A 22984-nucleotide genomic window follows, 5' to 3' on the forward strand; every position below is an offset into this window, starting at 1 on the left:
GTCGGCCAGCGTCGTCTCTTCGGTCTTCACAGGTCTTCCTCGAAAGCTTCGTGACGCGCGATGACGGCTTCGGCGAACGCGGTGTGCACGCGGAGGTACTCGTCGCGGCCGACCGCCGCGTCGGCCCACTCGTGCCAGCGGATGTGCGCCTCGGCCACGTCGAGCTGTGCGGCCGCCGCGACCGTGGCAGGCGCGGTGCCGGCGAGGATCGCGTGGTGCATGAGGGACGGCGAAGACCGCCGGGCGAGCTCGGCCAGCGCGGCGAGGCGGCCGAGTTCGGTGAGCGCGTCGGAGGCAACCGGACGGCGACGCGGCGCCGGAACCGGGCGCGAGCTTTCGAGGCCGTCGGTCAGGACGCTGGTCATCAAACGACTCCTGGGCGGAAGCGGCGAAAAGACCTGAACGGCGGACGTTTACCCGGCTGAAGCCGGGGTAAACGCCGCCGCTGGTGATCTCCGTCTCACCGGTTCGAGTGGCCCGGTCTCAGCTGTAGCGCACCTTTCCGCGGCACTGCGGGATCCGCTCCGGCCGCACGCTCTCCAGCGTCGGCGTCACCGGCGCGATCGTCCCGTCGCGCCGGAAGGTCAGCTTGTCGATCGTCGTCTCGCGGTGGGTGCCGTCGCCGCCCGGGATGCCGAACCGGTGGTAGGCGAGGTACCAGTCGTCGGTGCCCGGGACCTGCAGCATCGAGCTGTGCCCGGTGCCGAGGACGCCCAGGTGCGCGTCCTTGCTCAGGATCAGCCCGTGGTTGGTGAACGGCCCCGCCGGCGACGGCGCCGTCGCGTAGCCGACGCGGTAGTCCTCGCTGCGGGTGTCGTCGATCGACCAGCTCAGGTAGTACGTCCCGTGCCGCTGCGCCATGAACAGGCCTTCGCGGAAGCCGTCCAGGCCGGTGAGCCGGGTGATCTTCGCCGGGTCGAACGACACCATGTCGTCGTTCAGCGGGACCACGTAGGCGTTCCCGTTGCCCCAGTACAGGTACGGCTGCCCGCCGGCGTCGACGAACACCGCCGGGTCGATCGCCTGGCCGCCGTCGGGGTTGGTCGCGATCAGCGGCTTCCCCGAATCGGCGAACGGGCCGGTCGGCGAGTCGCTCACCGCCACGCCGATCTTGGCTTCCGCGCAGAAGTAGAAGTAGTACTTGCCGTTGCGCTGCGCGATCGTCGGCGCCCAGGCGTTCCTGTCGGCCCAGGAGACGTCCGGCCCGAGGTCGAGGATGACACCGTCGTCCGTCCAGTTCACCAGGTCCTTCGACGACCACGCGGAGAACTTCGTGCCGCTCCAGCCGTCGAAGCCGTCGGTCGTCGGGTACAGGTAGTACGTGTCGCCGAACGCGACGATGTTCGGGTCGGCGTTGTACCCCGGCAGGACCGGGCTGCGCGTCTCGTGCGCCTCGACCGTCCACACGCGACGGTCGCCTCCCGCGCCCGTCACCGTGAACTGCCGAGGCCGGCTCAGGTCCACGGTCCGCGCGTCCGGCTTGATCGTGGCGCCCGGGGCCAGCCCGAACTCCGGCGACAGCCGGTGCAGGTCCGTTCCGGGCCGGACCGGCAGCACGACCGTCGACGCGCCGGAGTCGATGACGGCCGGTGTCTTCAGCGAAGCCAGGTCCACCGAGCGGATCGTCGTGCTGGTGGAGGGCAGCGCCGAGACCTCGAGGCCCGAGAGGGCGCGGCTGTACAGCCGCACGTCCTTCATCTTGCCGCGGAAGTACTTGTCGCCCGCGTACACCGACCGGCCCAGGTAGTTGGCCGCCGTGACGCCGCCGCCGAGGTCGGCCGGCTTGATCGTCGCGTTCGCGTTGCGTCCCACTTCGACGCCGTCGAGGTAGAGCACCGCGACGCCGTCGCCGACGGTCAGCGTGAGGTTCTTCCAGACCCCCCGCGGCAACCCGCCGCTCGCCGCCACCTGCTGCTCGGTCGTCCAGTTCCCGGTCGCGATCGCGCCGCGCAGCCCGCCGCTCGCGGTGCCGCCCGTGGTGAACAGGTAGCCGTCGCCGGTCCCGTCCTTCGCGGTGTTGCCCAGACCCCACAGGAAGTACGGCGTCTGCTGGGCCGGGTCGACGAGGACGTCGGCGGACACCGTCGCCGCGGCGGCGCCGGTCAGCAGGTTGTTGGGCAGCTGGACATGTCCGTTGGTGCCGCCGAAGGTCAGCGAGCCGTCGGCCCAGGAGACGTCGCCGGCGAGAGCGCCGTCATAGCCGTGGCCCGTCGTGTCGGCCGCGACCTGGCCCGACTTCGCGTCCAACGGCCAGTGCGCGACGAGACCGTTCGCGTCCGCCTGCGCCGGCACGGGGAGAGCGCTCAGCCGGTCCATCTCCGCCTGCGTGACCGGCAGGACGGTGCCGTGTCGCGGCGACGCGGGCAGGTGCGCCCCGGCGGACATCGTCCACTTGCCCGAGTTCAGGTCGGTGGATTCGAACGGGACATAGCCCCGGCCGCCGAATTCGTCGATGAACAGGTACCACTTGTCCTCGGTGTTGGACTTGAACCCCGTCGGGCCTTCGCCCGCGGAGAGTCCGGGGCCGGTCGCGGTCGCCTTGCCGATGCAGTCGGCGACGAAGCCGTAGTGCGGGTCGAGCAGGTCCGTGGACTTCTCTTCGGTGATGAACTTGCTGCACGGCGTCGACGAGGTGTTGTTGCGCTCGTCCTTGGTGAAGCGGTAGTAGGTGTCCTGGTTCTTGATGACCGTCGAGTCGATCACCGAGTAGCCCGGGTCGTTCCACACCTGCGGCGCGGTGAAGGTGACGAAGTCGCGTGTGGTCGCGTACATCATGCGGTTGTAGCTGTCCCCGGTGTGGTTCGGGTCGCTCTCGGCGTAGAGCTTCGAAGCCCAGTAGACGACGTAGGTTCCGCGTTCGGCGTCCCAGAACGCTTCGGGGGCCCAGGTGTTGCCTGCGGTCGGCGGGGAGACCTGGACGCTGCGCTGGCGCGACCAGTGCGCCAGGTCGGTGGACTCCCAGACCATGATCGACCGGCTGCCGGTGCGCTGGGCGGCGTCCCAGCCGCGGCCGGCGTAGATCCGCAGGTCGGTGGCGAGCAGGTAGAACTTGTCGCCGTCGGGGGAGCGGAGGATGAACGGGTCGCGTACGCCCAGCTCGCCCAGGCTCGACTTGAGCACCGGGCGGCCGTGGTTCAGCTCGGTCCAGTTCAGCGGGTCGTTGCCCTTGCTGAGCGCCGAGTAGATCTGCTCGCCGTCGGAGGTGCCTTCGCCGGTGAAGTAGAAGAAGCTGTAGCCCGCCAAGGGTTCCTGCTTCGGCTTCGGGACGACGGTGGCGGTGAACCGCCGCGTCGTGGTCTGGCGGCCGAGGCTCACTTTCGCGGTGAGGACGACCTTCGCGGGCTGGGCGCCCGTCGGCGGCCGGGTGACCTCGCCGGTCGGGGTGATGACGGCGGGCGCGGACGACGTCCAGGCGACGCTCGTGCCGCCCGCGCCGCTCGTCGGCAGGGTGAGGTTGCCGCGGACGTCGTCGATGCCGGGCACGGACAGGGTGCTCGCGGCTTCCCGGACGCCGTCGGACGGGGGCGCGGCGCCGGCACCGGCGGTGCCCAGCGGGACGAGTGCGGCCGCGACGGCCAGCACGACGCCGAAACGGCGCGGGGAGAACAACTTCATCGTTGTCGGTTCCTTCGGGGCGCGTCGGGGGCCAGCGGGATGTTAACGTTAACATCGAATGGGGCACGCTGACCTTAGAGTCCGTCGTGTCCGCTGGTCAAGAGGTCGCCCGGGGAGCCGCGCCGGTCAGCCGAGGTCCGCGAAAGCGGGCGCGAGCCGTTCCGCGGCGGGCCGTTCATCGACGCGGTCGAGGACAAGATCGAACTCGTGGCGAGCGTGGCGATCATCCCGGCGCAGCCGACCGCCGTGACCGGCTACCGGGCGGACCTGACGACGGTGTCGCTCGAGGGCGTCGAGCCGGGCGAGGTGGCGGTGGCCACGCGCGCGGGGGAGCGCAACCGGCTCGGGGCGGGGTTCCGGAAGTACGCGGAAGCGTTGCTGACGCCGCCGGAACGAACGATGCCGCGGCACCTCGACCGGGCGCCGCGGCATCCATTGTGGACGGTCGGGTCAGCGGGGCGTGGCGGACGTCCCGGCCGGCGTTCGCGAGGCCTGCCGCGCTCGCTTTCGCTGGATGGCTTCCTGTTCGCGCTGCAGTTTGGCGTGCCAGGCTCCTGAGTCGTTGGTCATGGTGCACTCCGGTGGGCGAAAAATTGCATGGCTGTGCCGTGCCGCGGGCGGACCCGGTCACGGGCTGAGGGGCGGACCGGCGAAGGAGGACCTGGGATCCGAGGTGCCGGTGCCGTGTCCCAGAAGTACCCAGGCCTCTCGCCGATCAACCACGTTTTTGTGGTCCGACCTGCGGATCTTCGCTGCGCGACCGGCATTCACACGTTCGGCGCAAGGAGTGCTCCAGGCGGGCTAAGCGTGCTCCGCACCCGGCTCACGCGCAGCGGCCAGGCCGTCGAGGAACACCCGCACCAGGCGCTCGGCCGGTTCCGCCGCCACCAGCGCCGCCTCGTGCATCTCGAACAGCAGCGCCAGATCCGCCGGTTCCAGGTCCGCGCGCACGCTGCCTTCGCGTTGTGCTTCCTCGAAAGCCGGGCGCAGCAACGCAACCAGTGCCTGCGTGTACTGGCGTTGGCTGCGCTCGGGCAGTTCGCGGAACAGCCGGACGAGCGGGCGCCGCCGGGCCTGCATGGCCAGCACCGTCCGCAGCAGCTCGCGGAACGGCTCCGGCCCGCGCGCCCGGTTCTTCAGCGCCGCCAAGTGGTGGGCCGCGACCGCGAGGGCCAGCGCCGTGCGGTCGGGGAAGTGCCGGTAGACCGTCGCCCGGCCGAGCCCGGCGCGGCGGGCGACCTCGTCCAGGACGACGTCAGCGTCCTCGCTGAACGCCTCGTCGGCGGCGCGGAGGATCGCCTCGCGGTTGCGGCGGGCGTCGACGCGCCGGGGCACGGCCGCGGACGGTCGCACAGCGCGCATGACCCCGGACATTACTCGCGAGTAGTGAGACCGGCAATCCGTTCCATCTCTCGGTTCGGGTTCGTAGGGTCACCGACAGTCACCGTCGCCGAAGGAGCCGCCCCATGCGCAGCCTGAACCGCCGTACCGTCCTGCGGGGCGCGGCCGCCGTCGCGGGCGTCGCCGCGCTCGGGGCGGGCCGGGTGCCGGTCACCCGGGAAGAGCACCGGGTCGTCGTCATCGGGTCCGGGTTCGGCGGCGGGGTCACGGCGCTGCGGCTCGCGCAGGCCGGCGTGCCGGTGCTGGTGCTCGAACGCGGCCGCCGCTGGCCGACCGGGCCCGGCGCCGAGACGTTCCCGCACCCGACGTCGGCGCCCGACAAGCGGATCTTCTGGCTCGGCTCCGCTCCCGCGCTGCCCGGCCTGCCGTCGCTGCCGCCGTTCGAGCGCTACACCGGGCTGCTGGAGCAAGTGAGCGGTCAGGGCATGAGCATGATGTGCGCGGCCGGCGTCGGCGGCGGGTCGCTGGTCTACCAGGGCATGACGCTGCAGCCGACGGCCGAGCTGTTCCACGCCTGCTTCCCCGAGCAGCTCGACTACGCCCGCCTGGACGCCGAGTACTACCCGCGCGTCGCCCGCATGCTGGGCATCGCGACCGCGCCGGACGCTCTCATCGAAAGCAAGTCGTACAAGGCGTCACGGGTCTTCGCCCGCAACGCGCGCAACGCCGGCTACGCGGTCGAGAAGATCCCGATGCCTATCGACTGGGACTTCGCCCTGCGCGAGCTGAACGGCGAGATGAAACCGTCCTACACCAACGGCGACTGCGCGCTCGGCGTCAACAACGGCGGCAAGCACTCGGTCGACGTCACCTACCTCGCCGCCGCCGAAGCCACCGGCCGCTGCACGGTGGCGACCCTCCACAACGTCACCGACGTCGCCCTGGCCCCCGACGGCCGCTGGGAGATCCGCGTCGACCGCATCGACACCGCCGGAACCGTGCTGGAGCAGAAGGTCCTCACGGCAAAGGCGCTCGTCATGGCCGCCGGCACGGCGAACACGACCCGGCTGCTGATGCGCGCGGGCGCGAAGGGCGACATCCCCGACCTGCCCGACGCGCTCGGCGCCGGCTGGGGCAGCAACGGCGACCGCATCTACACCTGGACCGACCTCGCGGACGACTTCGGCGCCCCGCAGGGCGGCCCGGTCGTCTACGGCAGCAAGGAGTGGGACGACCCCGCGACGGCCAACACCGTCATCCAGGCGTCGCTGCCACCGCTGCCGGACCTGCGGACCACGATGCTCGTCGGGTACGGGATCAGCGTGGGCCGCGGCAGGTTCGTCTACGACGCGGCGAAGGACGACGCTGTCCTGCATTGGCCGTCGAACGCCGACGCGAAGCTCAGCGCGCGCATCCATGAGCGCATCTCCCGCATCGCCGGCCCGCTCGGCGTGCTGCTCGACACGACCGCCGTCGTTCCCAGCACGTGGCACCCGCTCGGCGGCGCCGCGCTGGGCTCGGTCTGCGACCTCGACGGCCGCGTGCTCGGCCACCGCGGCCTCTACGTCCTCGACGGCGCCCTGATGCCCGGCACGACCGCCGCCTGCAACCCCTCGATGACCATTGCCGCGCTCGCCGAGCGCGCGCTGGACAACCTGATCGCCGAAGACGTCGACCGCGTCTTCTGAACTCGACGAGGAGTTCCCATGCGTCGCTTGTGGACGTTCGTGCTGGCCGTCGTCCTGGTGCTCGCCACGGCCGGCCCGGCGGCCGCCGATCCACCGCGGGGCCCGGACGGCGACGCGTTCTACACGCCGCCGAGCCCGCTGCCGGCCGGCGCCGACGGCGACATCGTCTGGTGGCGGCCGCTGCCGGATTCCGGTGCGGCCAAGGGATTCCTGGTGCTGTACCGGTCGAGGTCCGCAACGGACACGCCGATCGCGGTGTCGGGCCGCGTCCTGGTGCCGGCGGCACCGTGGACCGGTGCCGGCCCGCGGCCGATCGTTTCGGTGGCGAGTGGCACCCGCGGCATCGGTGACCGCTGCGCGCCCTCGAAGTTCCAGCCGGACTACGAGAAACCGCTGTTCGTCGACGCGATGCTGAGCCGCGGCTGGGCGGTCGCGATCACCGACTACGAGGGCCTCGGCACGCCGGGGCGGCACACCTACGTCGTCGGCCGCTCGGAGGGGCACACGGTGATCGACGCGGTCCGCGCGGCCACCCGGCTGCCGGCCGCGGGGCTGGCGGCGGGCGGGCCGGTCGCGTTCTCCGGCTACTCCCAAGGCGGCGGGGGAGCGGCGTGGGCGGGCGAGCTGGCGCCGTCGTACGCGCCGGAACTGCACGTCGCCGGCATCACGGCCGGCGGGACGCCCGCGGACCTGAACGTCGTGGCGAAGAACCTCGACGGCGGGGTCGGGTTCGGGTTCCTGCTGCTGTCCGCGCTGGGCCTGGACGCGGCGTACCCGGAACTGGACCTGCCGGCTTACCTCAACGCCCGCGGCCGCACGCTGTACGAGACGCAGCAGGACGCGTGCGTCGACGCGGTGTTCGGCTACGCCTTCGGGCACATCGCCGACTACACGACGTCGAACCCCCTGACGACGGCGAAGTGGCAGGCGAGGCTGGCGGGGAACGAGCTGGGCGCCCGGCCGCCGCACGCGCCGGTCTTCCTGTTCCACGGCGGCCTCGACGAGATCATCCCGCTGTCGCAGGCGCAGACCCTGCGGCGCGAGTACTGCGCGGCCGGGGTGGACGTCACGTGGGGCACGTACGTCGGCGAACACGTGACGACGCTGGCGTTCTCGGCCGGCGACGTCGTGAACTACCTCGGCGACCGGTTCGCGGGCAAGCCGGCACGCTCCAATTGCTGAGCGATCTCGTCCCGCGGGTACGGCGTCTTGCGGCTTTCGGTGTGCAGCGCGAAGTAGAAGCCGTTCACGACCTCGGCCAGGGCGGCATAACGCCGGAGGCCGGTGTCGTCGAGGCCGTGCCGGACGGCCCAGTTCAGCAAGCGGGTCAGCACGTAGGCCCGGTCGTGCGCGGAGTGGTCGGCGAGGAACTCCGCTTCGGCCGCCGAAAGCGCGAAGCCCGGCATCACGGCGAGCCCGAAGTCGGTGAGGTAGAGCCGGTCCCCGTCGGTGAGGATGTTCGCGAAGTGGGCGTCGAAGTGCTGGACCCCCTGGCCCGCCAGGAAGTCCGTGACGCGGCGGAGGTCCCGGTGGGCCAGGGCCAGGCCGCCGGGGTCGGCGGTGAGCCAGTGCGCGAGGTCCTGCGGCAGGTGTTCGAGGAACAGCACGAGATCGGTGGTGGAGCCGGCGAGCGCTTCGAGCCGGCGCCGGACACCCGCGTCGCCGTGCCAGTACGCGACGTCCCGCTCGATGTCCGTGCTGGGGCGCGGCAGGCCGGGCAGGACCCGCCAGTGGTGCAGGAGCGGGAAGTTCTCGCAGGCGCCGGTGCGGACCCAGCCGGTCGCCGCCAGGTGCACTTCCAGTTCGCGCCACGCCCCGCCGCCCGCCGAACCGACCCCGTAGTGCGACCACGGCGGCAGCCCGTAGAGGTCGGCCGTGGACCGCGGGTTCGCCAGTTCGACGTCGGTCAGCGCGACCCGCTTCACGAACACCGGCTCGCCCGCCACCTCCAGCAGCCACGTCGACCCGCCGATCCCGGTGCCGAGCGGACGGGCGGCGGCCGGCAGGTCGTCGGGTGCCTCGGCGAGGGCCGCGGCGATCTTGGCGTGGCGGTCGAGTCTGGTCATCCTTCGAAGCTACTCAGGGACGCACCACCGTGACGGCGAAGCGCGTCGTGGTCCCGGCGGCGTGGTCGAGCGCCGCCGCGATGTCGTCCAGCCCGAACTCGGTGACGGCGAACAGGTCCAGGTCGAGCAGCCCGGCGCGAGCGAGCGCGATCAGGCTCGCGTTCGCCGTCCGCGGGGCCAGCCACCGGCCGCGCACGGTGATGTTGTTGCGCATGAGCCACGGGTAGGGCAGGGCGAGGTCGTCGCCGCCGAGCATGCCGACCCCGCCCATCAGCACCACCCGGCCGGACTCGCGGACCGTCATCGCCGCCACGCGCACGGCCGCCGTGCCCGCCGACGGCGGCAGCAGGTCGAGGACGACGTCGATCGGCCCCGGCGCCGCGTGGCGCAAGCGGGCCGGGTCGTCGTCGCCGGTCAGCCGCACGGTCCGGACGCGCGCGCCGAAGCGCCGCTCCAGGTCGGCGAGAGCCGCCTCGTTCCGGCCCGGCGCGACCACGCACGCCGCGCCCATCGCGAGCGCGACGGCGACGGCCGCGCTCCCGAAGTTCCCGGTGGCGCCGCTGACCAGCACGGTCTCGCCCGGGCGCAGATCCGCCGCGAGCAGGCCGCCGTAGGGCACGAGGCAGAGCGTGAGCGCGGTCCACCGGCCGGCGTCGGCGGCCTCGATCGGGCCGAGCGGGATCGCGTTCTCGGTCGGCACGAGCACCTGCTCGGCGTACGAGCCGTGGCCGAAGTGCCGCTGCAGGAACAGGCCGCCGTCGCCGCGTGCGCTCAGCCCCTGGAGCGTGATGTCCGGGGTGAGCGCGTCGTCGCGGGAGCGGACGGTGGGGTCGCACAGCACCCAGTCGCCGGGTCGCAACCGGGTCGCGTCCGGACCGGTCGCGCGGACCCGGCCGACCGCGCCGGCGCCGGGCACGACCGGCAGCGTCAGCAGGTAGTTCCGCTCGCCGCGGAACACCTCCGCGGCGTAGGGCAGCACCCCCGCCGCGACGACGTCGACCAGCACTTCGCCCGTGCCGAGCACCGGTTCGGGGACATCGCACACCGACAGCGGTTTACCGAATTCTTCGAGGACTGCAGCTTTCATACCGCCATCGTCGGAAAGATCGGGAGTGGTAGCCAGACCTGGTATTGTCCTGGGACTGTCCAGTGTCATGGAGGTCGTCATGCCGGACGCGGCGCGAGCCGGGCTGGGGCAGTTCCTGCGGTCCCGGCGCGAGCGGCTGAGCCCGGCGGCGCTCGGGTTGCCGGACCGCCGCCGGCGCCGGACGCCGGGGCTGCGTCGCGAAGAGGTCGCCGAACTGGCCGGCATCGGCGTCGACTGGTACATCCGGCTCGAGCAGGGCCGCACGGTCAGCCCGTCGGCCGCGACGGTCGAGGCCCTCGCGGGTGCCCTGCGGCTGGACGACGCCGAGCGCGCCCACCTGCGTGCCCTCGCCCGGAACCCGGCGCGGACCCCGTTCGCGCGTGAAGAGGTGCCGGCAGCCACCCGCCGGCTCGTCGAAGGCCTGAGCGAGCCCGCCTACGTGACGGGCCGCCGCTGGGACGTGCTGGCCTGGAACCACGCGGCGGCCGAGCTGTTCGCCGACTTCGCCGCGATGCCGGAGGCGGACCGGAACGTCCTGGTCTTCCTGCTGCTCGACGAGCGCGGCCGGCTGCTGTTCGGCCGGGGCTGGGCCGCGCAGGCCGAGCACGCGGTGGCGCAGTTCCGGTCCGCGCACGACCTGTGGGCCGGCGACCCGGCGTTCACCGGGCTGGCGGCGCGGCTGCGCTCGGGCTGCCGGGAGTTCGCGAAGTGGTGGGACCGCCACGACGTCGGCCGGAGCGGTCCCGGCCGGAAGACGCTGTACGTCCCGGAGCCGGCCGAGTTCGACTACGCCACCTTCCAGGTCGCCGAGGACCCGGCGCTGCGCCTGACGATCTACGCGCCCACGAGCGGCAAGTAGACTTCGTCGACGATCTCGACGAGCACCGAGTCGTCCACTGTGGTCAGTCCGCGCGTGAGGAATTCGTTGCGCAGCAGCACGAGCGCCACGGTGGCGACGCGCGGGTGCCGGGCTTCGGGACGCGCTTCGCCGCGGGCGAAGGCCCGGTCGACGAGCGTGAGCCACGGCTTCGTCCCGCCCTCGGCGGCCTGGTCGTGCAGCTGCTGCCGGAGCTCGGGTTCGTCGCCGACGCCGGTCAGCAGGCCGCGCAGGATCCGGGCGGCGGGGGAGGACTGGCCGCAGTTGATCGCGCGCAGCAGGGCCAGCGCGTCTTCGCGGAGGCTGCCGGTGTCGGGCAGGGTGAGCCGGTCCTCGGCGACGTGGCGGTAGGCGGCGACGCCGAGCGCGGCGCGGTTCGGCCAGCGCCGGTAGATCGCGTTCTTGTTGGTGCCGGCCCGGTGCGCGACGCGTTCCATCGTCAGGCCGGGGTAGCCCGCCTCGGCGAGCTCGTCCGCGGCCGCGCGCAGGATCGCGGCTTCCAGTTCGGCGCCGCGGCGACGGGTCTTTTCGGCCATGTGCGGCAGTGTACCGCTTTAGGGTACGGTACGGACCGTACCCTAAATTCCCGGAGGAACCGCGATTTCGGAGGAGCTGTGAGAGCCAAGGGCATCGGCTACGACACGGGCTTGGCGCGCGGCGGGCGGTTCAACCGCCCGTTCGACCCGGGCCTGGTCCGCCGCGAGCTGACGATCATCCGCGACGACCTGCACTGCACGGCGGTGCGGCTGATCGGCACGGACCTGGACCGGATCGAGCACGCCGCGCGGGAGGCGGCCGCGCTCGGGCTGGAGGTGTGGTTCTCGCCGTTCCCCTGGGACCTCCACCCGGAGGAGGTCCTGGACCTGCTGGCCGACGGCGCCGCCCGGGCCGAACGCCTCCGCGCGGCCGGCGCCGAGGTCGTGTTCGTCACCGGGGCCGAGCTGAGCCTGTTCAACCACGGCTTCCTGCCGGGCGGCGACCTCCCCGCCCGCGTGGCCGGGCTGATGGCGTCCCGCGATCTCATCGCGGGACTTCCGGCGCAGGTCAACGCCTTCCTGGCCCGCGCGGTCGAGGCGGTCCGGGCGCGGTTCGGCGGCCGCGTCACGTACGCGTCGGTGCCGCTGGAGCGGGTGGACTGGACGCCGTTCGACATCGTTTCGGTGGACGCGCACCGCTCGAAGGAGGTCGAGCACGGGTACCGCGAAGGCGTCCGCGCGCTGGTCGCCGCGGGCAAACCGGTGGCGATCACGGAGTTCGGCGTGACGCCCTACCGCGGCGCGGCCGACCTCGGCGCCCGCTGCGGCGAAATCGTCGAGTACGAGGGCGACGAGCCGGTCCGGCTGAACGGCTCCTACGTGCGCGACGAAGAGGAGCAGGCACGGTACTTCCGCGAACTGCTGGAGGTGTTCGAGACGGAGGGCGTCGACGCGGCGTTCGCCTGCACTTTCGTGTGCTACGGGCTGGTGCACCGGGCCGATCCCCGGGCCGACCTGGACATGGCGAGCTGGGGCGTGGTGAAGGTGCTGGAGGAGGGCACGGGGGAGACGTACGAGGACGTGCCGTGGGAACCGAAGGCGGCGTTCGGCGCCTTGGCCGAGTGCTACGCCGGCCCAGCCATCAGATGAATAGCCGACCAAATAGCCGCACACCTTGCCAACCGCTGCCAGAAAGCGCTAACTTCGTGGCGCCAGACATCGGATGTCCAGCCCGGTTCGCCGGGTCCGTCCGCCGACCGATGTGCACCCCTGCCGAACACTCGTCAGGAAGGACACACCGACGATGCCCGCATTCCCCCGCAGGACGGCCCTCTTCGTCGCCGCCCTCACCGTCCCGATCCTGTTCAGCCCCCTCGCGCAAGCCGCCCCGCTGTGGCACCCCGACCCCGCCACCGACGGGCTCAAGGCCTTCGAGGGCATCGAAGCCGACCGCGGCAACCACCACCCGGACCGCAAGTACGTCGTCGTCGAAGGCGACCACTACCGCTTCAACATCTGGAAGGACGACCGCGACACCACCGGCGGCGGCGACCGCCAGCGCACCGAGTCCAAGGGCATGGTGCAGAGCGGCACGACGCTCAAGATGCACAACGGGGAGACCTGGGCGCTCTCCTACGAGATGTACATCCCGGGCACCCTGCACGGCACCAGCAAGTTCACCCACATCTTCCAGACGAAGACGCCGTCCACCAACGGCGGCCCGTGGGTGACGCTGGACCTGACCCGCAGCGGCGGCAAGGAAATGCTCAACGCCCGCGCGTACGCCAATTCGGGTTCGCCGAGCATCGCGGCCACCGACCTGTCGCCGCTGCGGAACAAGTGGATCACCATCGAGTGGACCTTCACCCCGGGGTCCAAGGGCAAGGCGTCGTGCGTCATCCGCAACGGGACCGGGACGAGCGCCCCGGTCGCGGCGCAGGGCAGCATGGCGAACGTCAACATCCCGGACCAGGGTGACTACGTGCGGCCCAAGTGGGGGATCTACCGCTCGGTCGAGAGCGCGTCGTCCGACATCCTGGACACCTACCTGCTGTTCCGGAACTACACGGCCGCGCGCAAGTAGCCTTGTCGATCCGCGGCGGGCCCGTTCGTACGAGCGGTGAGCGGCGGGACGGGCCCGCCCGCGAGGAGGAACGTCATGGCGCACTACCTGCTCTCCGTGCACAGCGTCGAAGGTGAAGTCCGGGAGTCGTCCACCGAGGCGGACCTGCGGGCGATGCAGCAGCGGCTCGGCGACGTCGAGAACGACCTCAAGACGACCGGGGCCTGGGTGTTCAGCGCCCGGCTGGCCGAGCCCGCGGCCGCGCGGGTGGTCCGGGAAGCCGGCGACGGCCTGCTGACCACCGACGGGCCCTTCGCCGAGTCGAAGGAGCACATCGGCGGCTTCTACCTGATCGAAGCCGACGGTCTCGACGCCGCGCTGGGGTGGGCCGCCCGGGTCACCGCCGCGATCCACGCGCCGATCGAGGTGCGCGCGCTCGCCGGGTTCGCCGCCTGAGCCGTGGCGGCGGACCCCGGACCGGGGTGACACTGGCGCCATGAGGGTCGTCGACGGGTATCCCGGCACACGCCGCCCGTCGACGACCGCGCGCTACGCCGCCCCGCCGCCGCTCCGGCGGGGTCCGGTGCTGGTCACGGCCGCTTTCGCCGCCCTCGGCGGTGCCCTCATCCCGGCCGCCTCGGTGCCCGCGCTCTGGCGGGTCTGGCAGTTCTACGCCATGTTGTTCGCCCTGGTCGCCGCCATCCAGTTCCTCTCCTTCGTCGCGGTCCTCGGGTGGCCGACCCGCAAGACGGCGCACGCCGGCGCGTTCACCGCCGCCGGCGGCCTCGCGCTGTGGGTGGCGAGCCGGCCGCTCGGCCTGCTGACGCGCTTCGACCCCTGGCAGCCCGCGGACACCGTCGTCGGCTTCACCGACTACGTCGCGGCCGCGTTGCAGGTCATCGCCATCTTCGGCTTCCTCGTCGTGGCACGGCGGCGCGCGCACCCGCGGCCCTCGATGCCCCGGCGCGTGACGGCGTGGATCCTGCTGTTCCCCGTGCTGCTGGTGGTGCTCGCGGCCGGCGCGGCGGGCACGGTCGCGGCCGGCGACCGCATCAGCGGAACGGCCGCGTCGGCACTCCTGGACGGCAGCACCGTCGAGTACTGCCGTCCGGACGGCATCCCGCTCGCCATGGACCTCACCCGCCCGGCCGGCCGCGCCGCCGCCCCGGTGGCGCTCTTCCTCCACGGCGGCGGGTTCGTCTCCGGAAACCGCCGCCCGTCGGGCCCGGGCGCGCTGCTCGCCGGCTCGCGGCTGGTGCCCCTGCGCGACGCGCTGACGGCCCGCGGATTCGCCGTCGCCTCGATCGACTACCGCCTCGCGCCCGCCGCGCGGTGGCCGGCACCGCTGGCGGACGCCCGGTGCGCGGTCCGGTTCCTCAAGGCCAACGCGGAAGCGCTGAGCCTCGACCCGGCGCGAATCGCGGCGGTCGGCACGGGAACGGGCGGCACGCTGGCATCGCTGCTGGGCGTGGCCGGCAAACCGGAGGTCCGCGCGGTGGCCGCCGTCGACGCCCCGGCCGGCTTCGCCCTGGCAGGCCTCGACCCGGTCACGCGCGCCTCGGTGCTGCTGGCACTGGGCCGCGCCCCGGCGACACTGCGCGAAGCGAGCCCGCTGACGTACGCGGGGACCGGCGCGCCGCCGTTCCTGCTCGCGGGTGGCCGGAAGTCGGCCGAGTTCGCCGACCACTTGCGCGAGGCGGGCGTTCCGGTGACGACGGGCGGCGGCGATCCGGCCGAGGTCGCGCAGTTCCTGACGACGGCGATCCCGTGACGCCCGACCCTGGGCGCGCCAGGTAGCTTGGAGGCGTGGACGGACGGGCGATCTTCGGCGATCACTCGTACCGGTGCGACTTCTACGGTTGACGGATCCGCGCGGCCGGATCCCCTTTCTTCTTCAACCGTAAGGAAAAGTCATGTCTTCATCCCCGCACGCCGGTACCCACTGGGCGCTCAAGCACATGCCGCTGACCGCCACCGCCGTCGAAGAGGCCGCGCCGGTGCTCGCCGGGCGGCGCCTGGCGATGTGCCTGCACGTCGAACCCAAGACGGCCGCCCTGGTCACGCTGCTGGCCCGCGCCGGCGTCGAAGTCACGTTGACCGGCTCGCCCGGCACCACCCACGACGACGTCGCTTCCGCGCTCCGCGACCTCGGCGTGGCCGTGCACACCCGCCGGGCCGACGACGAGGCCGACCACGCCCGGAACGTCGCCGCGGTGCTCGCGTGCGAACCCGACCTCACGCTCGACAACGGCGCCGACCTGACCCTCTCGCTGCTGCGGTCCGGCGTACCGGCGGGCTGGCTCGGTGGCACCGAGGAAACCACGACCGGTGGCATCCGGCTGCGGGAGGAGCGCGTCGGCCGCCCGGTCGTCGTGATCAACGACTCGCGGCTGAAGCTGCTGGTGGAGAACGAATTCGGCGTCGGCCAGAGCGTCGTGCAGGGTTTCCTCAACGCCACCAACCTGATGGTGCCGGGGATGCGCGCGGCGGTGCTCGGCTACGGGCCGTGCGGCAAGGGCGTCGCGGACACCCTCGCGCGGCTGGGCGCGCGGGTCGCGGTGTGCGACACGGACCCGATGCGGGCGCTGCAGGCCATTTTGGACGGTCACCGGGTCGGGTCGTCCGTCGACGTGCTGTCCGGCGCGCAGACGGTCTTCACGGCCACCGGTGCCCCCGGCGTCGTCGGCGAGGCCGAGCTGGCGGCCCTGCCCGACGGCGCCCTGATCGCCGGCGTCGGCCACTTCGCGTGGGAGATCGACGCGGCGGCGCTGCGGGCGGCGACGGTCCGCACGGTCGAGTACGGCTCGCCGGGCCGGCGGGTCGGGCACGTGCTGGCCGACGGCCGGGAGGTCGTCGTCCTCGACCGTGGCCGGATGCTCAACCTGACCGCGGCGAACGGGAACTCCGTCCAGGCCATGGACCTCGGGCTCACCCTGCAGGTCCGCAGCCTGGCGGCGGTGGCCGCGGGCGGCCTCGCCGCCGGCGTCCAATCGGTGCCGGCGCCGGTCGAGCACCGGATCGCCACCGACCTGGTGGCCGAGCTGGCTTGACCTGGAGCGCGCTCCAGCCTCTAGCGTGAGGTCACGCCGACCAATCGTCAGGAGAAAGCTTCATGGAGCTCGGTTTCCACCTCCCCATCTTCGACATCGACGGCGGGACCACCGCCATCGCCGGTGAGCTCGCCCGGGTGGGCGCCGCGGCGGAGGAGGCCGGGGCGACCTGGCTGTCCTTCATGGACCACTACTTCCAGATCGAGCCCACCGGCCTCCCCGCCGAGTCGAACATGCTGGAGGGCTACACGACCCTGGGCTTCCTCGCCGCGCACACGTCCCGGATCGAGCTCGGCCTGCTCGTCACCGGCGTCACCTACCGGCACCCCGGCCTGCTCGCGAAGATCGTCACCACCCTCGACGTCCTCTCGGGCGGCCGGGCCGCGCTGGGCATCGGCGCGGCCTGGTTCGAGCGCGAGCACCGGGGGATGGGCGTGCCGTTCCCGCCGGTCGCCGAGCGGTTCGAGCGGCTGGAGGAAACGCTGCGCATCTGCGGGCAGATGTGGAACCCGGCGGACAACGGCCCGTTCGACGGCAAGTACTACCAGCTCGCCGAGACGCTGTGTTCGCCGCAGCCGATCAGCCGGCCGAAGGTGCTCATCGGCGGCAGTGGGGAGCGCAAGACGCTGCGGCTCGTCGCCCAGTACGGCGACGCGTGCAACCTCTTCGCGTCGTCGCCTTCGGATGTGGAGCACAAGCTGGACGTGCTGCGCCGCCACTGCGACGACGTCGGCCGCGACTACGACGACATCCGCAAGACGGTCCTGGCCAACAACCCGCGTCCGACGCCGGAGACCCGCGACGACTTCGTCCGCGCCATGGCGGACTACGCGAAGCTCGGCATCCAGCAGGCGATCATCACGCCGACGACCGGCTCGCCCGCCGCGTGGATCGAGGGCATGGCGCCGGCCGTGCCGCAGCTGGCCGGACTGGGCTGAAGCTTTACTTCCCGATAACCCGCGCTCTGGTAGGCAGGGAACGGCCGGCGGACCGCCGGCCGTTCTTCTGTGTCCACTGTGGACTCTTCCTGGTCGTTTTCCTCTTGCGGTGAACCGTTCCCGGTGTGGCGCCGTGTGCCGTGGTGAGGTGGCGACCAGAGAGGAGGGGCTCGATGCCCCACGCACGCAGTACCGGACGACACCGCAAACCGGCGACGATCGGGCTGGTCGCGCTGCTGGGAGTCGCGGGGGCGACCGCGACGGCGATCGCGCTCAGCAGCCCGGCGAGCAACGCGGCCACGGAAAGCTGCGGCGGCCTGGACACGGCGCTGCAGAACAACCTGACGTTCATCGCGGGCCAGCAGGCCGCCCCGGACGCCCAGTCGGCGGCGCGGATCGCCAACCGCCAGGCGGTGGTGGACCAGATCCGGCAACGCCGGGCGGCCGCGGGCTGCGGCGGCGAGGTGGCGGCGAACGCGGTGGCGGCCCAGTGCGCGGCGGTCGCCCAGGCCGGCGAGAACGCGGCGGCCGAAGAAGACGCGAAGGGCGCGGGCAAGGCTGCAAAGCAGCAGGGCATGGGCGCCGCGGACGAGAATGGCATGGCCGCCGAGAACGGCGCCGCGGACGAGAACGGGATGGCCGCCGGGAACGGCGCGGCGAATGAGAACGGGATGGCCGCCGAGAACGGCGCGGCCGACCAGAACGGCATGGCCGACGCCAACGGCATGGCCGACCAGCAGGAAGCCGCCGACCAGGGCGAAGCCGCCGCCGGCAACGGCAAGGCCAAGCAGAAGAACAAGGCGGCGGGCAAGAACGCCAAGGCCGAGCAAGATGCCGCCGCCCAGGATGAGGCAGCCGCCCAGGCCTGTGAAGTGGTCGAGCAGTGCGTGGCCCAAGCCGCGGGAGCCGCCGACGCCAACGGCATGGCCGCCGAGAACGGCATGGCCGACGAGAACAAGGCGGCCAAGCAGAACGGCATGGCCGACAAGAACGGCGCGGCCGAGCAGAACGGTATGGCCGATCAGCAGGGCATGGCCAACGAGAACGGCGCGGCCAACGAGAACGGCATGGCCAACGAGAACGGCATGGCCAACGAGAACGGCACGGCCGACCAGAACGGTGCGGCCGCCGAGAACGGTATGGCCGACCAGCAGGGCATGGCCGACAAGAACGGCGCGGCCAAGCAGAATGGCATGGCCGATCGGCAGGGCATGGCCGCCGAGAACGGCATGGCCGCCGAGAACGGCGCGGCCAAGCAGAATGGCATGGCCGATCGGCAGGGCATGGCCGCCGAGAACGGCATGGCCGCCGAGAACGGCGCGGCCGACGAGAACGCGGCCGCCGACGTGGACTGCACCGCCGTCCTCGACTGCGTCGCCCAGGCCGCGGCCGACCCGGCCGCCGCCGCGGACCAGCAAGGCATGGCCACCGCCCAGAACAACGGCCAGCACAAGGCCAAGGGCAAGAACAAGAACAACGCGGCCGAGCAGGCCGCCGCCGTCGCCGAAAAGTGCGTTGCGGCCGGCGGCCAGAACGGCACCGCGACCGAAAGCGCGACCGCCGGCAAGTGAGACCAGGTGGGTGTGCGCCGGCGGCGGGCCGGTGCACACCCACCGTCAACCCGAAGTCACCCGATCCGGTGACCGGCGGGAACTCCGCCCCACCGCCGTTCGTTGATCGAGCGAAGCGCAGTAACCTGGACGCGCCCAGACGACCATCGACAGCACGAGGCTTCAGTGACCACCGATCCGGCGGCCGACGACCTGCGGGAGGCGGCCGACGAGCTCGCCGTCGCCGGGCAGCTCCCGCGGTTCCTGCTGATGTACAAGTTCGCCATCGAAGAGCTGATGACGAAACTGCGGATCCTCAGCGAGGAGTTCGACTTCGTCCACCAGCACGACCCGATCGAGCACATCACCAGCCGGGTCAAGCGGCCGGAAGCCATCAAGGAGAAGGTCCGCCGCCGCGGCCTGGGTGACGACTGGGTCGCCGCCGCGCACGTCCTCGACGACATCGCCGGCATCCGCGTCGTCTGCCCGTTCGTCTCCGACGTCCACCAGGTCGCCCGGATGCTCACCGCGCAGGACGACGTCGAGCTGTTGCGCACCAAGGACTACATCGCCCAGCCGAAGGCCAACGGCTACCGCAGCCTGCACCTGATCGTCCGGATCCCGGTGTTCCTGTCCGACCGCGTCGAGAAGGTCAAGGTCGAGGTGCAGCTGCGCACCATCGCGATGGACTTCTGGGCGGCCGTCGAGCACAAGCTGTCCTACAAGTACGCCGACCGTGTCCCGGACGACTTCGCGGGCGAGCTCGCCGCCGCGGCCCGCACGGCCGCCGACCTCGACGCCCGGATGGCCGCCCTGCACGAACGCATCCGCTGACTCACGGCGCCAGCGCGTCGAGCAGGATCCCCAGCCCGAACTCGAACTCCGCTTCGTGGTCGCACACCGCCAGGTATGGCGCCGCCACCGACACGGCGGGTAGCCCGGATTCCGTCAAGGTGGCGAGCCGGCCCGAAGAGCCGGTCGCGCTGAACGTCGGCGCCGCGTCGACCTCCCGCATCAGCGTGCCGATCAGGAACGCCAGCACCGCGCGCAACCCGTGCACCGCGCGCTCCGGCGGGTAGCCCGCCGCCAGCAGCGGCCCGAGCACGGCCTCCACCGGCGCGAGCGCCGTCATCGACGCCAGCTGCCGCGTCAGCACGAGCGGCGCCGCGCGCGGGTGGTCGAGCATCGCGTCCCGGAACCCGTGCGCCAGCCCCGACATCGTCTCCCGCAGGCCCCCGCCGGGCACCGGCGCCGGGATCGCCGCCAGCAGCACCTCGGCGACCCCGTCCAGCAGGGCGTCCTTGCCGTCGACGTGGTTGTACAGGCTCATCGGGTCGACGCCGAGCCGCCGCGCGAGCTTCCGCATGCTCACGGCCTCGAGCCCCTCTTCGTCGACGAGGGCGAGGGCCTCCCGCAGGATCCCTTCCCGCGACAGGCCGCCGGCCTCCTTGGGCGGCCGCCCGCGCCGGGCCGTCACGGGGTGAGCACCGCGGGCAGCACCTCGTACCCGCGCAGGATCCGCGTGTCGCGGCGCCGCCCTCCGGGCAGCACGCGCAGGTCGGGGAACCGGTCGAAGATCGTGCGCAACCCGATCTCGCCCTCCATCCGCGCCAGCGACGCGCCCAGGCAGTGGTGGCGGCCGGAGCCGAACGACACGTGGTCGCGCGCGCCGTCCCGGGTGACGTCGAACGTGCCCGGGTCGGCGAACACCTCCGGGTCGCGGTTCGCGCCGGCCAGCACGGTGGTCACCAGCGCCCCGCGCGGCAGCGGGACGCCCGCGACCTCGGTGGCGCGCGTCGCCAGGCGCCCGGTCAGCAGGACCGGCGGGTCGTACCGCAGGACCTCTTCGACGGCGTTGCCCCACAGCTCCGGCCGCTCGCGCAGCACGGCGAGCTGCCCGGGATCGCCCGCCAGCAGGGCGATCCCGCTGCCGAGCAGGTTGACCGTCGTCTCGAAGCCGGCCGCCAGCACCAGGCCCGCGGTGGACTTCAACTCGGTCTCGGTGAGCCCGACACCGCCGTCGCGGGCCGCGACGAGCTTGCTGAACAGGTCCGGGCCGGGGTGCCGGCGCAGGTGGTCGAGGTGCTCGCCGAGCCAGGCGTCGAACTCGGCCAGCGCGGTCTCGACGTCGCGGAACGTCCGCCAGCCCAGGCCGAGGTCGAGGCTGGGGGCCGCGGCCGCGCCCAGCGACAGCACCTTGCCGAGGTCCGACGGCGGTACGCCGAGGATTTCGCTGATCACCGTCACCGGGAGCAGCCCGCAGTAGGACTCGACGAGGTCGAGCGGGCGGCTCGGGTCGAGCGCGTCGAGCAGGCCGTCCGCGATCTCCTGGACGCGGCCGCGCAGCTGCTCGACCGCGCGCACGGTGAACACGCCGGTGACGAGCTTGCGGTAGCGGGTGTGCTCGGGCGGGTTGACGGCGAGCAGCGACGGCGGCCGCACCGGGTGCAGGTGCTCGCCGGCCGACCACTCGACCAGCCGGCCGAGCGGGGAGCCGTCGGAGCCGATGACGCCGACGCGGAAGTCGTCGCCGGACAGCACCTCCCGGACGGCGGCGTGCGTGGTCGTCATCCAGCCGAAGCGGGTGCGGGCGAGCGGGCCGGCCGCGCGGATCTCCTCGAACAGGCCGGTCAGGTCGCGCCCGTCGGCCGCGGCGACCACCATCCGCCCCTGAAGGTCCCCGCGCCGGGCTTCGCGGCGCAGCACGGTCCGGGGGAGCGCGTGGCCCAGTCCCCACCGGATCACCGGCTTGGCGCGGGCGAGGGTTCCTTCGAGCACGGCGTCCCCTTCCATCGGTGTGCCTACAGTGTAGGTTATCGTCGATTACCTACGTCGTAGATTTAAGGAGCGCGATGAGTGAGTTCGACATCCCCGGTCCGGAAGTCCTGGCGGCGCGGCAGCAGCTGGTGCTCGACCACTTCCGCGACGAGGTCGCCCAGGACTGGGACGCGACGCTGTCGACGTTCCCGCACCCGCACTACGAGGTCGTCGCGACGATGACCGTCCACGACGGCGACGACGCCGTCCGCGGCTACTACCACGACACCCGCGCCGCGTTCCCGGACCAGCACCACGAGCTGATCGCGCTGCGCCACAGCGCCGACGCGGTCGTCGTCGAGTTCTGGCTGCTGGGCACGCACCTCGGCCCGTTCGGCGCGATCCCGGCGACCGGGTCCCGGTTCCGCGTCCGCATGACCGCGTACTTCGTGTTCGACGCCGAAGAACGCCTCGTCTGCGAGCGCATCTACTTCGACACGCTCTCGATGCTCAAGCAGCTGATCGGCGGGGTGGACAGGAAGAACCCGAAGAACTGGCCGCTGCTGCTGCGGGTGGCCCGGGGCTTCCTGGCGATGTCGGGGGCGAAACCGGACCCGCGGCTGACGGAGACGACGGAACCGGTGCTGTCACCGCCAGCACGTTGACCGCGACGATCACCGCGATCGCCGCCCACGACAGCGCGTCGAGGCGCTGACCGAGCACGACCCACCCGACGAGCGCCGCCAGCACCGGGTTCACGCTCATCACCGTGCCGAACACCGACGCCGGGACCCGCCGCAGCGTCAGCAGGTCGGCCAGCATCGGCACGGCCGACGACAGGACGCCGGCGGTGACCGCCGCGAGCACCGCGCCGAGGTCCGGCCGGTGCGTGATCATGGCGAAGACGCCGATCGGCACGTACGCGAGCCCGGACGCGCCTGCGGCGGCTGCCGAGCCCGCCACGCCGGGGATTCGCGCGCCGACCGCGCGGTTGAGCAGGATGTAGGCCGCCCAGCACGCGGCCGCGAGCAGCGCGAGGCCGATGCCGAGGTAATCCGTGCTCGGCCGGGGCCGCACCAGCACCACCACCGCGGCCGCGGCGACCAGCGCGCCCAGCAGGTCGCTCCGCCGCCGCGACCCGGCCAGGGCGACGCCGAGCGGGCCGAGGAACTCCAGGGTGACGGCCAGGCCGAGGCCGACGCGGTCGACCGCGCTGTAGAGCGCGAGGTTCATCGTCCCGAACACGAGCGCCAGGGCCAGCACCAGCCGCCACTGGCCGGCGGTGAACGCCCGCAGGCGCGGCCGCGCGGTCGCGAGCAGCACCACGGCCGCGACCCACTGCCGGACGGCGACGACGCCGGCCGGCCCGAGCTGGGGGAAGGCCAGCGCGGCGACCGACGCCCCGACCTGGTTGGACAGCCCGCTGCCCGTCATCAGTGCCGCGCCTCGCCAGCGTCCTTCGGTTGCCATGTCCCGA

General features: G+C 72.6%; 21 protein-coding genes and 1 pseudogene. 13 read left to right on the top strand and 9 right to left on the bottom strand.

The window, feature by feature from the left end; translation table 11 throughout:
* Positions 1-26 precede the first annotated feature (26 nt).
* Positions 27-365 (bottom strand): hypothetical protein, encoded by a 339-nt coding sequence (locus ACERZO_RS05165; protein ID WP_372662476.1) that lies wholly within the window; start codon positions 363-365, stop codon positions 27-29.
* A gap of 118 nt (positions 366-483) precedes the next feature.
* On the bottom strand, positions 484-3615 hold the full coding sequence (locus ACERZO_RS05170; RefSeq protein WP_372662479.1) for a family 43 glycosylhydrolase: 3132 nt from the start codon (positions 3613-3615) through the stop codon (positions 484-486).
* A 207-nt stretch (positions 3616-3822) separates the two neighbouring features.
* Here ACERZO_RS05170 and ACERZO_RS05175 point away from each other — a divergent pair, with 207 nt between their 5' ends.
* Positions 3823-4173, top strand: a complete 351-nt coding sequence (locus ACERZO_RS05175) for a hypothetical protein (RefSeq protein WP_372662482.1) — start codon at positions 3823-3825, stop codon at positions 4171-4173.
* Between the two features lie 243 nt (positions 4174-4416).
* Here ACERZO_RS05175 and ACERZO_RS05180 read toward each other — a convergent pair whose 3' ends face one another.
* The gene (locus tag ACERZO_RS05180) at positions 4417-4977 is read right to left on the bottom strand and encodes a TetR family transcriptional regulator (RefSeq protein ID WP_372662485.1); all 561 of its coding nucleotides are present in this window, start codon (positions 4975-4977) and stop codon (positions 4417-4419) included.
* A 104-nt stretch (positions 4978-5081) separates the two neighbouring features.
* Between ACERZO_RS05180 and ACERZO_RS05185 the strand changes: the two genes are divergently transcribed.
* Together ACERZO_RS05185 and ACERZO_RS05190 are read left to right on the top strand one after the other, a co-directional pair.
* On the top strand, positions 5082-6644 hold the full coding sequence (locus ACERZO_RS05185) for a GMC oxidoreductase (protein WP_372662488.1): 1563 nt from the start codon (positions 5082-5084) through the stop codon (positions 6642-6644).
* An 18-nt stretch (positions 6645-6662) separates the two neighbouring features.
* Positions 6663-7826, top strand: coding sequence for a lipase family protein (locus ACERZO_RS05190; RefSeq protein ID WP_372662491.1), 1164 nt, complete (start codon positions 6663-6665; stop codon positions 7824-7826).
* Here ACERZO_RS05190 and ACERZO_RS05195 read toward each other — a convergent pair.
* On the bottom strand, positions 7778-8710 hold the full coding sequence (locus ACERZO_RS05195; RefSeq protein WP_372662494.1) for a hypothetical protein: 933 nt from the start codon (positions 8708-8710) through the stop codon (positions 7778-7780). The two genes, ACERZO_RS05190 and ACERZO_RS05195, sit on opposite strands and share 49 nt — an antisense overlap.
* A gap of 13 nt (positions 8711-8723) precedes the next feature.
* A complete protein-coding gene (locus ACERZO_RS05200; RefSeq protein WP_372662497.1) occupies positions 8724-9797 on the bottom strand; it encodes an alcohol dehydrogenase catalytic domain-containing protein in 1074 nt (357 codons plus the stop codon).
* A 67-nt stretch (positions 9798-9864) separates the two neighbouring features.
* On the opposite strand from ACERZO_RS05200, the gene ACERZO_RS05205 reads away from it, so the two are divergent.
* Positions 9865-10656 (top strand): helix-turn-helix transcriptional regulator, encoded by a 792-nt coding sequence (locus ACERZO_RS05205; RefSeq protein WP_372662500.1) that lies wholly within the window; start codon positions 9865-9867, stop codon positions 10654-10656.
* Here ACERZO_RS05205 and ACERZO_RS05210 read toward each other — a convergent pair.
* Positions 10632-11210 carry a TetR/AcrR family transcriptional regulator gene (locus tag ACERZO_RS05210; RefSeq protein WP_372662503.1) on the bottom strand — a complete coding sequence of 193 codons (579 nt, stop codon included), beginning with the start codon at positions 11208-11210 and terminating at the stop codon, positions 10632-10634. The two genes, ACERZO_RS05205 and ACERZO_RS05210, sit on opposite strands and share 25 nt — an antisense overlap.
* 78 nt (positions 11211-11288) lie before the next feature.
* On the opposite strand from ACERZO_RS05210, the gene ACERZO_RS05215 reads away from it, so the two are divergent.
* The 8 genes from ACERZO_RS05215 to ACERZO_RS05250 all read left to right on the top strand — a co-directional run bounded on the left by ACERZO_RS05215 (position 11289) and on the right by ACERZO_RS05250 (position 19584).
* Positions 11289-12299 carry a hypothetical protein gene (locus ACERZO_RS05215; protein ID WP_372662506.1) on the top strand — a complete coding sequence of 337 codons (1011 nt, stop codon included), beginning with the start codon at positions 11289-11291 and terminating at the stop codon, positions 12297-12299.
* A gap of 154 nt (positions 12300-12453) precedes the next feature.
* A complete protein-coding gene (locus ACERZO_RS05220) occupies positions 12454-13233 on the top strand; it encodes a hypothetical protein (protein WP_372662509.1) in 780 nt (259 codons plus the stop codon).
* A 75-nt stretch (positions 13234-13308) separates the two neighbouring features.
* Positions 13309-13668, top strand: a complete 360-nt coding sequence (locus ACERZO_RS05225; protein ID WP_372662512.1) for a YciI family protein — start codon at positions 13309-13311, stop codon at positions 13666-13668.
* A gap of 40 nt (positions 13669-13708) precedes the next feature.
* Positions 13709-14983, top strand: a complete 1275-nt coding sequence (locus ACERZO_RS05230; protein ID WP_372662515.1) for an alpha/beta hydrolase fold domain-containing protein — start codon at positions 13709-13711, stop codon at positions 14981-14983.
* Positions 14984-15125: 142 nt separating this feature from the next.
* Positions 15126-16262 carry an adenosylhomocysteinase gene (locus tag ACERZO_RS05235; protein WP_372662518.1) on the top strand — a complete coding sequence of 379 codons (1137 nt, stop codon included), beginning with the start codon at positions 15126-15128 and terminating at the stop codon, positions 16260-16262.
* Between the two features lie 62 nt (positions 16263-16324).
* Positions 16325-17200, top strand: coding sequence for an LLM class F420-dependent oxidoreductase (locus tag ACERZO_RS05240; RefSeq protein WP_372662521.1), 876 nt, complete (start codon positions 16325-16327; stop codon positions 17198-17200).
* Positions 17201-17373: 173 nt separating this feature from the next.
* Complete coding sequence (locus ACERZO_RS05245) at positions 17374-18771, top strand: hypothetical protein (RefSeq protein ID WP_372662523.1); 1398 nt, start codon at positions 17374-17376, stop codon at positions 18769-18771.
* 165 nt (positions 18772-18936) lie between these two features.
* Positions 18937-19584, top strand: a complete 648-nt coding sequence (locus tag ACERZO_RS05250) for a GTP pyrophosphokinase (RefSeq protein ID WP_372662526.1) — start codon at positions 18937-18939, stop codon at positions 19582-19584.
* 1 nt (position 19585) lies between these two features.
* Here ACERZO_RS05250 and ACERZO_RS05255 read toward each other — a convergent pair whose 3' ends face one another.
* Both ACERZO_RS05255 and ACERZO_RS05260 read right to left on the bottom strand, forming a co-directional pair.
* Positions 19586-20227, bottom strand: a complete 642-nt coding sequence (locus ACERZO_RS05255; RefSeq protein WP_372662529.1) for a TetR/AcrR family transcriptional regulator C-terminal domain-containing protein — start codon at positions 20225-20227, stop codon at positions 19586-19588.
* Complete coding sequence (locus ACERZO_RS05260) at positions 20224-21543, bottom strand: cytochrome P450 (RefSeq protein ID WP_372662531.1); 1320 nt, start codon at positions 21541-21543, stop codon at positions 20224-20226. Before ACERZO_RS05260 ends, ACERZO_RS05255 begins: the two co-directional genes overlap by 4 nt.
* A gap of 59 nt (positions 21544-21602) precedes the next feature.
* On the opposite strand from ACERZO_RS05260, the pseudogene ACERZO_RS05265 reads away from it, so the two are divergent.
* Positions 21603-21968: pseudogene (locus tag ACERZO_RS05265) on the top strand (ester cyclase); the annotation flags it as partial.
* Between the two features lie 49 nt (positions 21969-22017).
* Here the strand turns inward: ACERZO_RS05265 and ACERZO_RS05270 are convergent.
* Complete coding sequence (locus tag ACERZO_RS05270; RefSeq protein WP_372662534.1) at positions 22018-22977, bottom strand: EamA family transporter; 960 nt, start codon at positions 22975-22977, stop codon at positions 22018-22020.
* Between the last annotated feature and the right edge of the window lie 7 nt (positions 22978-22984).

Source organism: Amycolatopsis kentuckyensis (assembly GCF_041679295.1).
Taxonomy (GTDB): domain Bacteria; phylum Actinomycetota; class Actinomycetes; order Mycobacteriales; family Pseudonocardiaceae; genus Amycolatopsis; species Amycolatopsis kentuckyensis_A.

Coding starts and splice junctions, on each gene's coding strand:
- ACERZO_RS05170 (WP_372662479.1), bottom strand. CDS start 3,615: ATGAAGTTGTTCTCCCCGCGCCGTTTCGGCGTCGTGCTGGCCGTCGCG.
- ACERZO_RS05230 (WP_372662515.1), top strand. CDS start 13,709: ATGAGGGTCGTCGACGGGTATCCCGGCACACGCCGCCCGTCGACGACC.
- ACERZO_RS05165 (WP_372662476.1), bottom strand. CDS start 365: ATGACCAGCGTCCTGACCGACGGCCTCGAAAGCTCGCGCCCGGTTCCG.
- ACERZO_RS05245 (WP_372662523.1), top strand. CDS start 17,374: ATGCCCCACGCACGCAGTACCGGACGACACCGCAAACCGGCGACGATC.
- ACERZO_RS05260 (WP_372662531.1), bottom strand. CDS start 21,543: ATGGAAGGGGACGCCGTGCTCGAAGGAACCCTCGCCCGCGCCAAGCCG.
- ACERZO_RS05225 (WP_372662512.1), top strand. CDS start 13,309: ATGGCGCACTACCTGCTCTCCGTGCACAGCGTCGAAGGTGAAGTCCGG.
- ACERZO_RS05220 (WP_372662509.1), top strand. CDS start 12,454: ATGCCCGCATTCCCCCGCAGGACGGCCCTCTTCGTCGCCGCCCTCACC.
- ACERZO_RS05235 (WP_372662518.1), top strand. CDS start 15,126: ATGTCTTCATCCCCGCACGCCGGTACCCACTGGGCGCTCAAGCACATG.
- ACERZO_RS05195 (WP_372662494.1), bottom strand. CDS start 8,710: ATGACCAGACTCGACCGCCACGCCAAGATCGCCGCGGCCCTCGCCGAG.
- ACERZO_RS05205 (WP_372662500.1), top strand. CDS start 9,865: ATGGAGGTCGTCATGCCGGACGCGGCGCGAGCCGGGCTGGGGCAGTTC.
- ACERZO_RS05270 (WP_372662534.1), bottom strand. CDS start 22,977: ATGGCAACCGAAGGACGCTGGCGAGGCGCGGCACTGATGACGGGCAGC.
- ACERZO_RS05200 (WP_372662497.1), bottom strand. CDS start 9,797: ATGAAAGCTGCAGTCCTCGAAGAATTCGGTAAACCGCTGTCGGTGTGC.
- ACERZO_RS05190 (WP_372662491.1), top strand. CDS start 6,663: ATGCGTCGCTTGTGGACGTTCGTGCTGGCCGTCGTCCTGGTGCTCGCC.
- ACERZO_RS05180 (WP_372662485.1), bottom strand. CDS start 4,977: ATGCGCGCTGTGCGACCGTCCGCGGCCGTGCCCCGGCGCGTCGACGCC.
- ACERZO_RS05240 (WP_372662521.1), top strand. CDS start 16,325: ATGGAGCTCGGTTTCCACCTCCCCATCTTCGACATCGACGGCGGGACC.
- ACERZO_RS05210 (WP_372662503.1), bottom strand. CDS start 11,210: ATGGCCGAAAAGACCCGTCGCCGCGGCGCCGAACTGGAAGCCGCGATC.
- ACERZO_RS05185 (WP_372662488.1), top strand. CDS start 5,082: ATGCGCAGCCTGAACCGCCGTACCGTCCTGCGGGGCGCGGCCGCCGTC.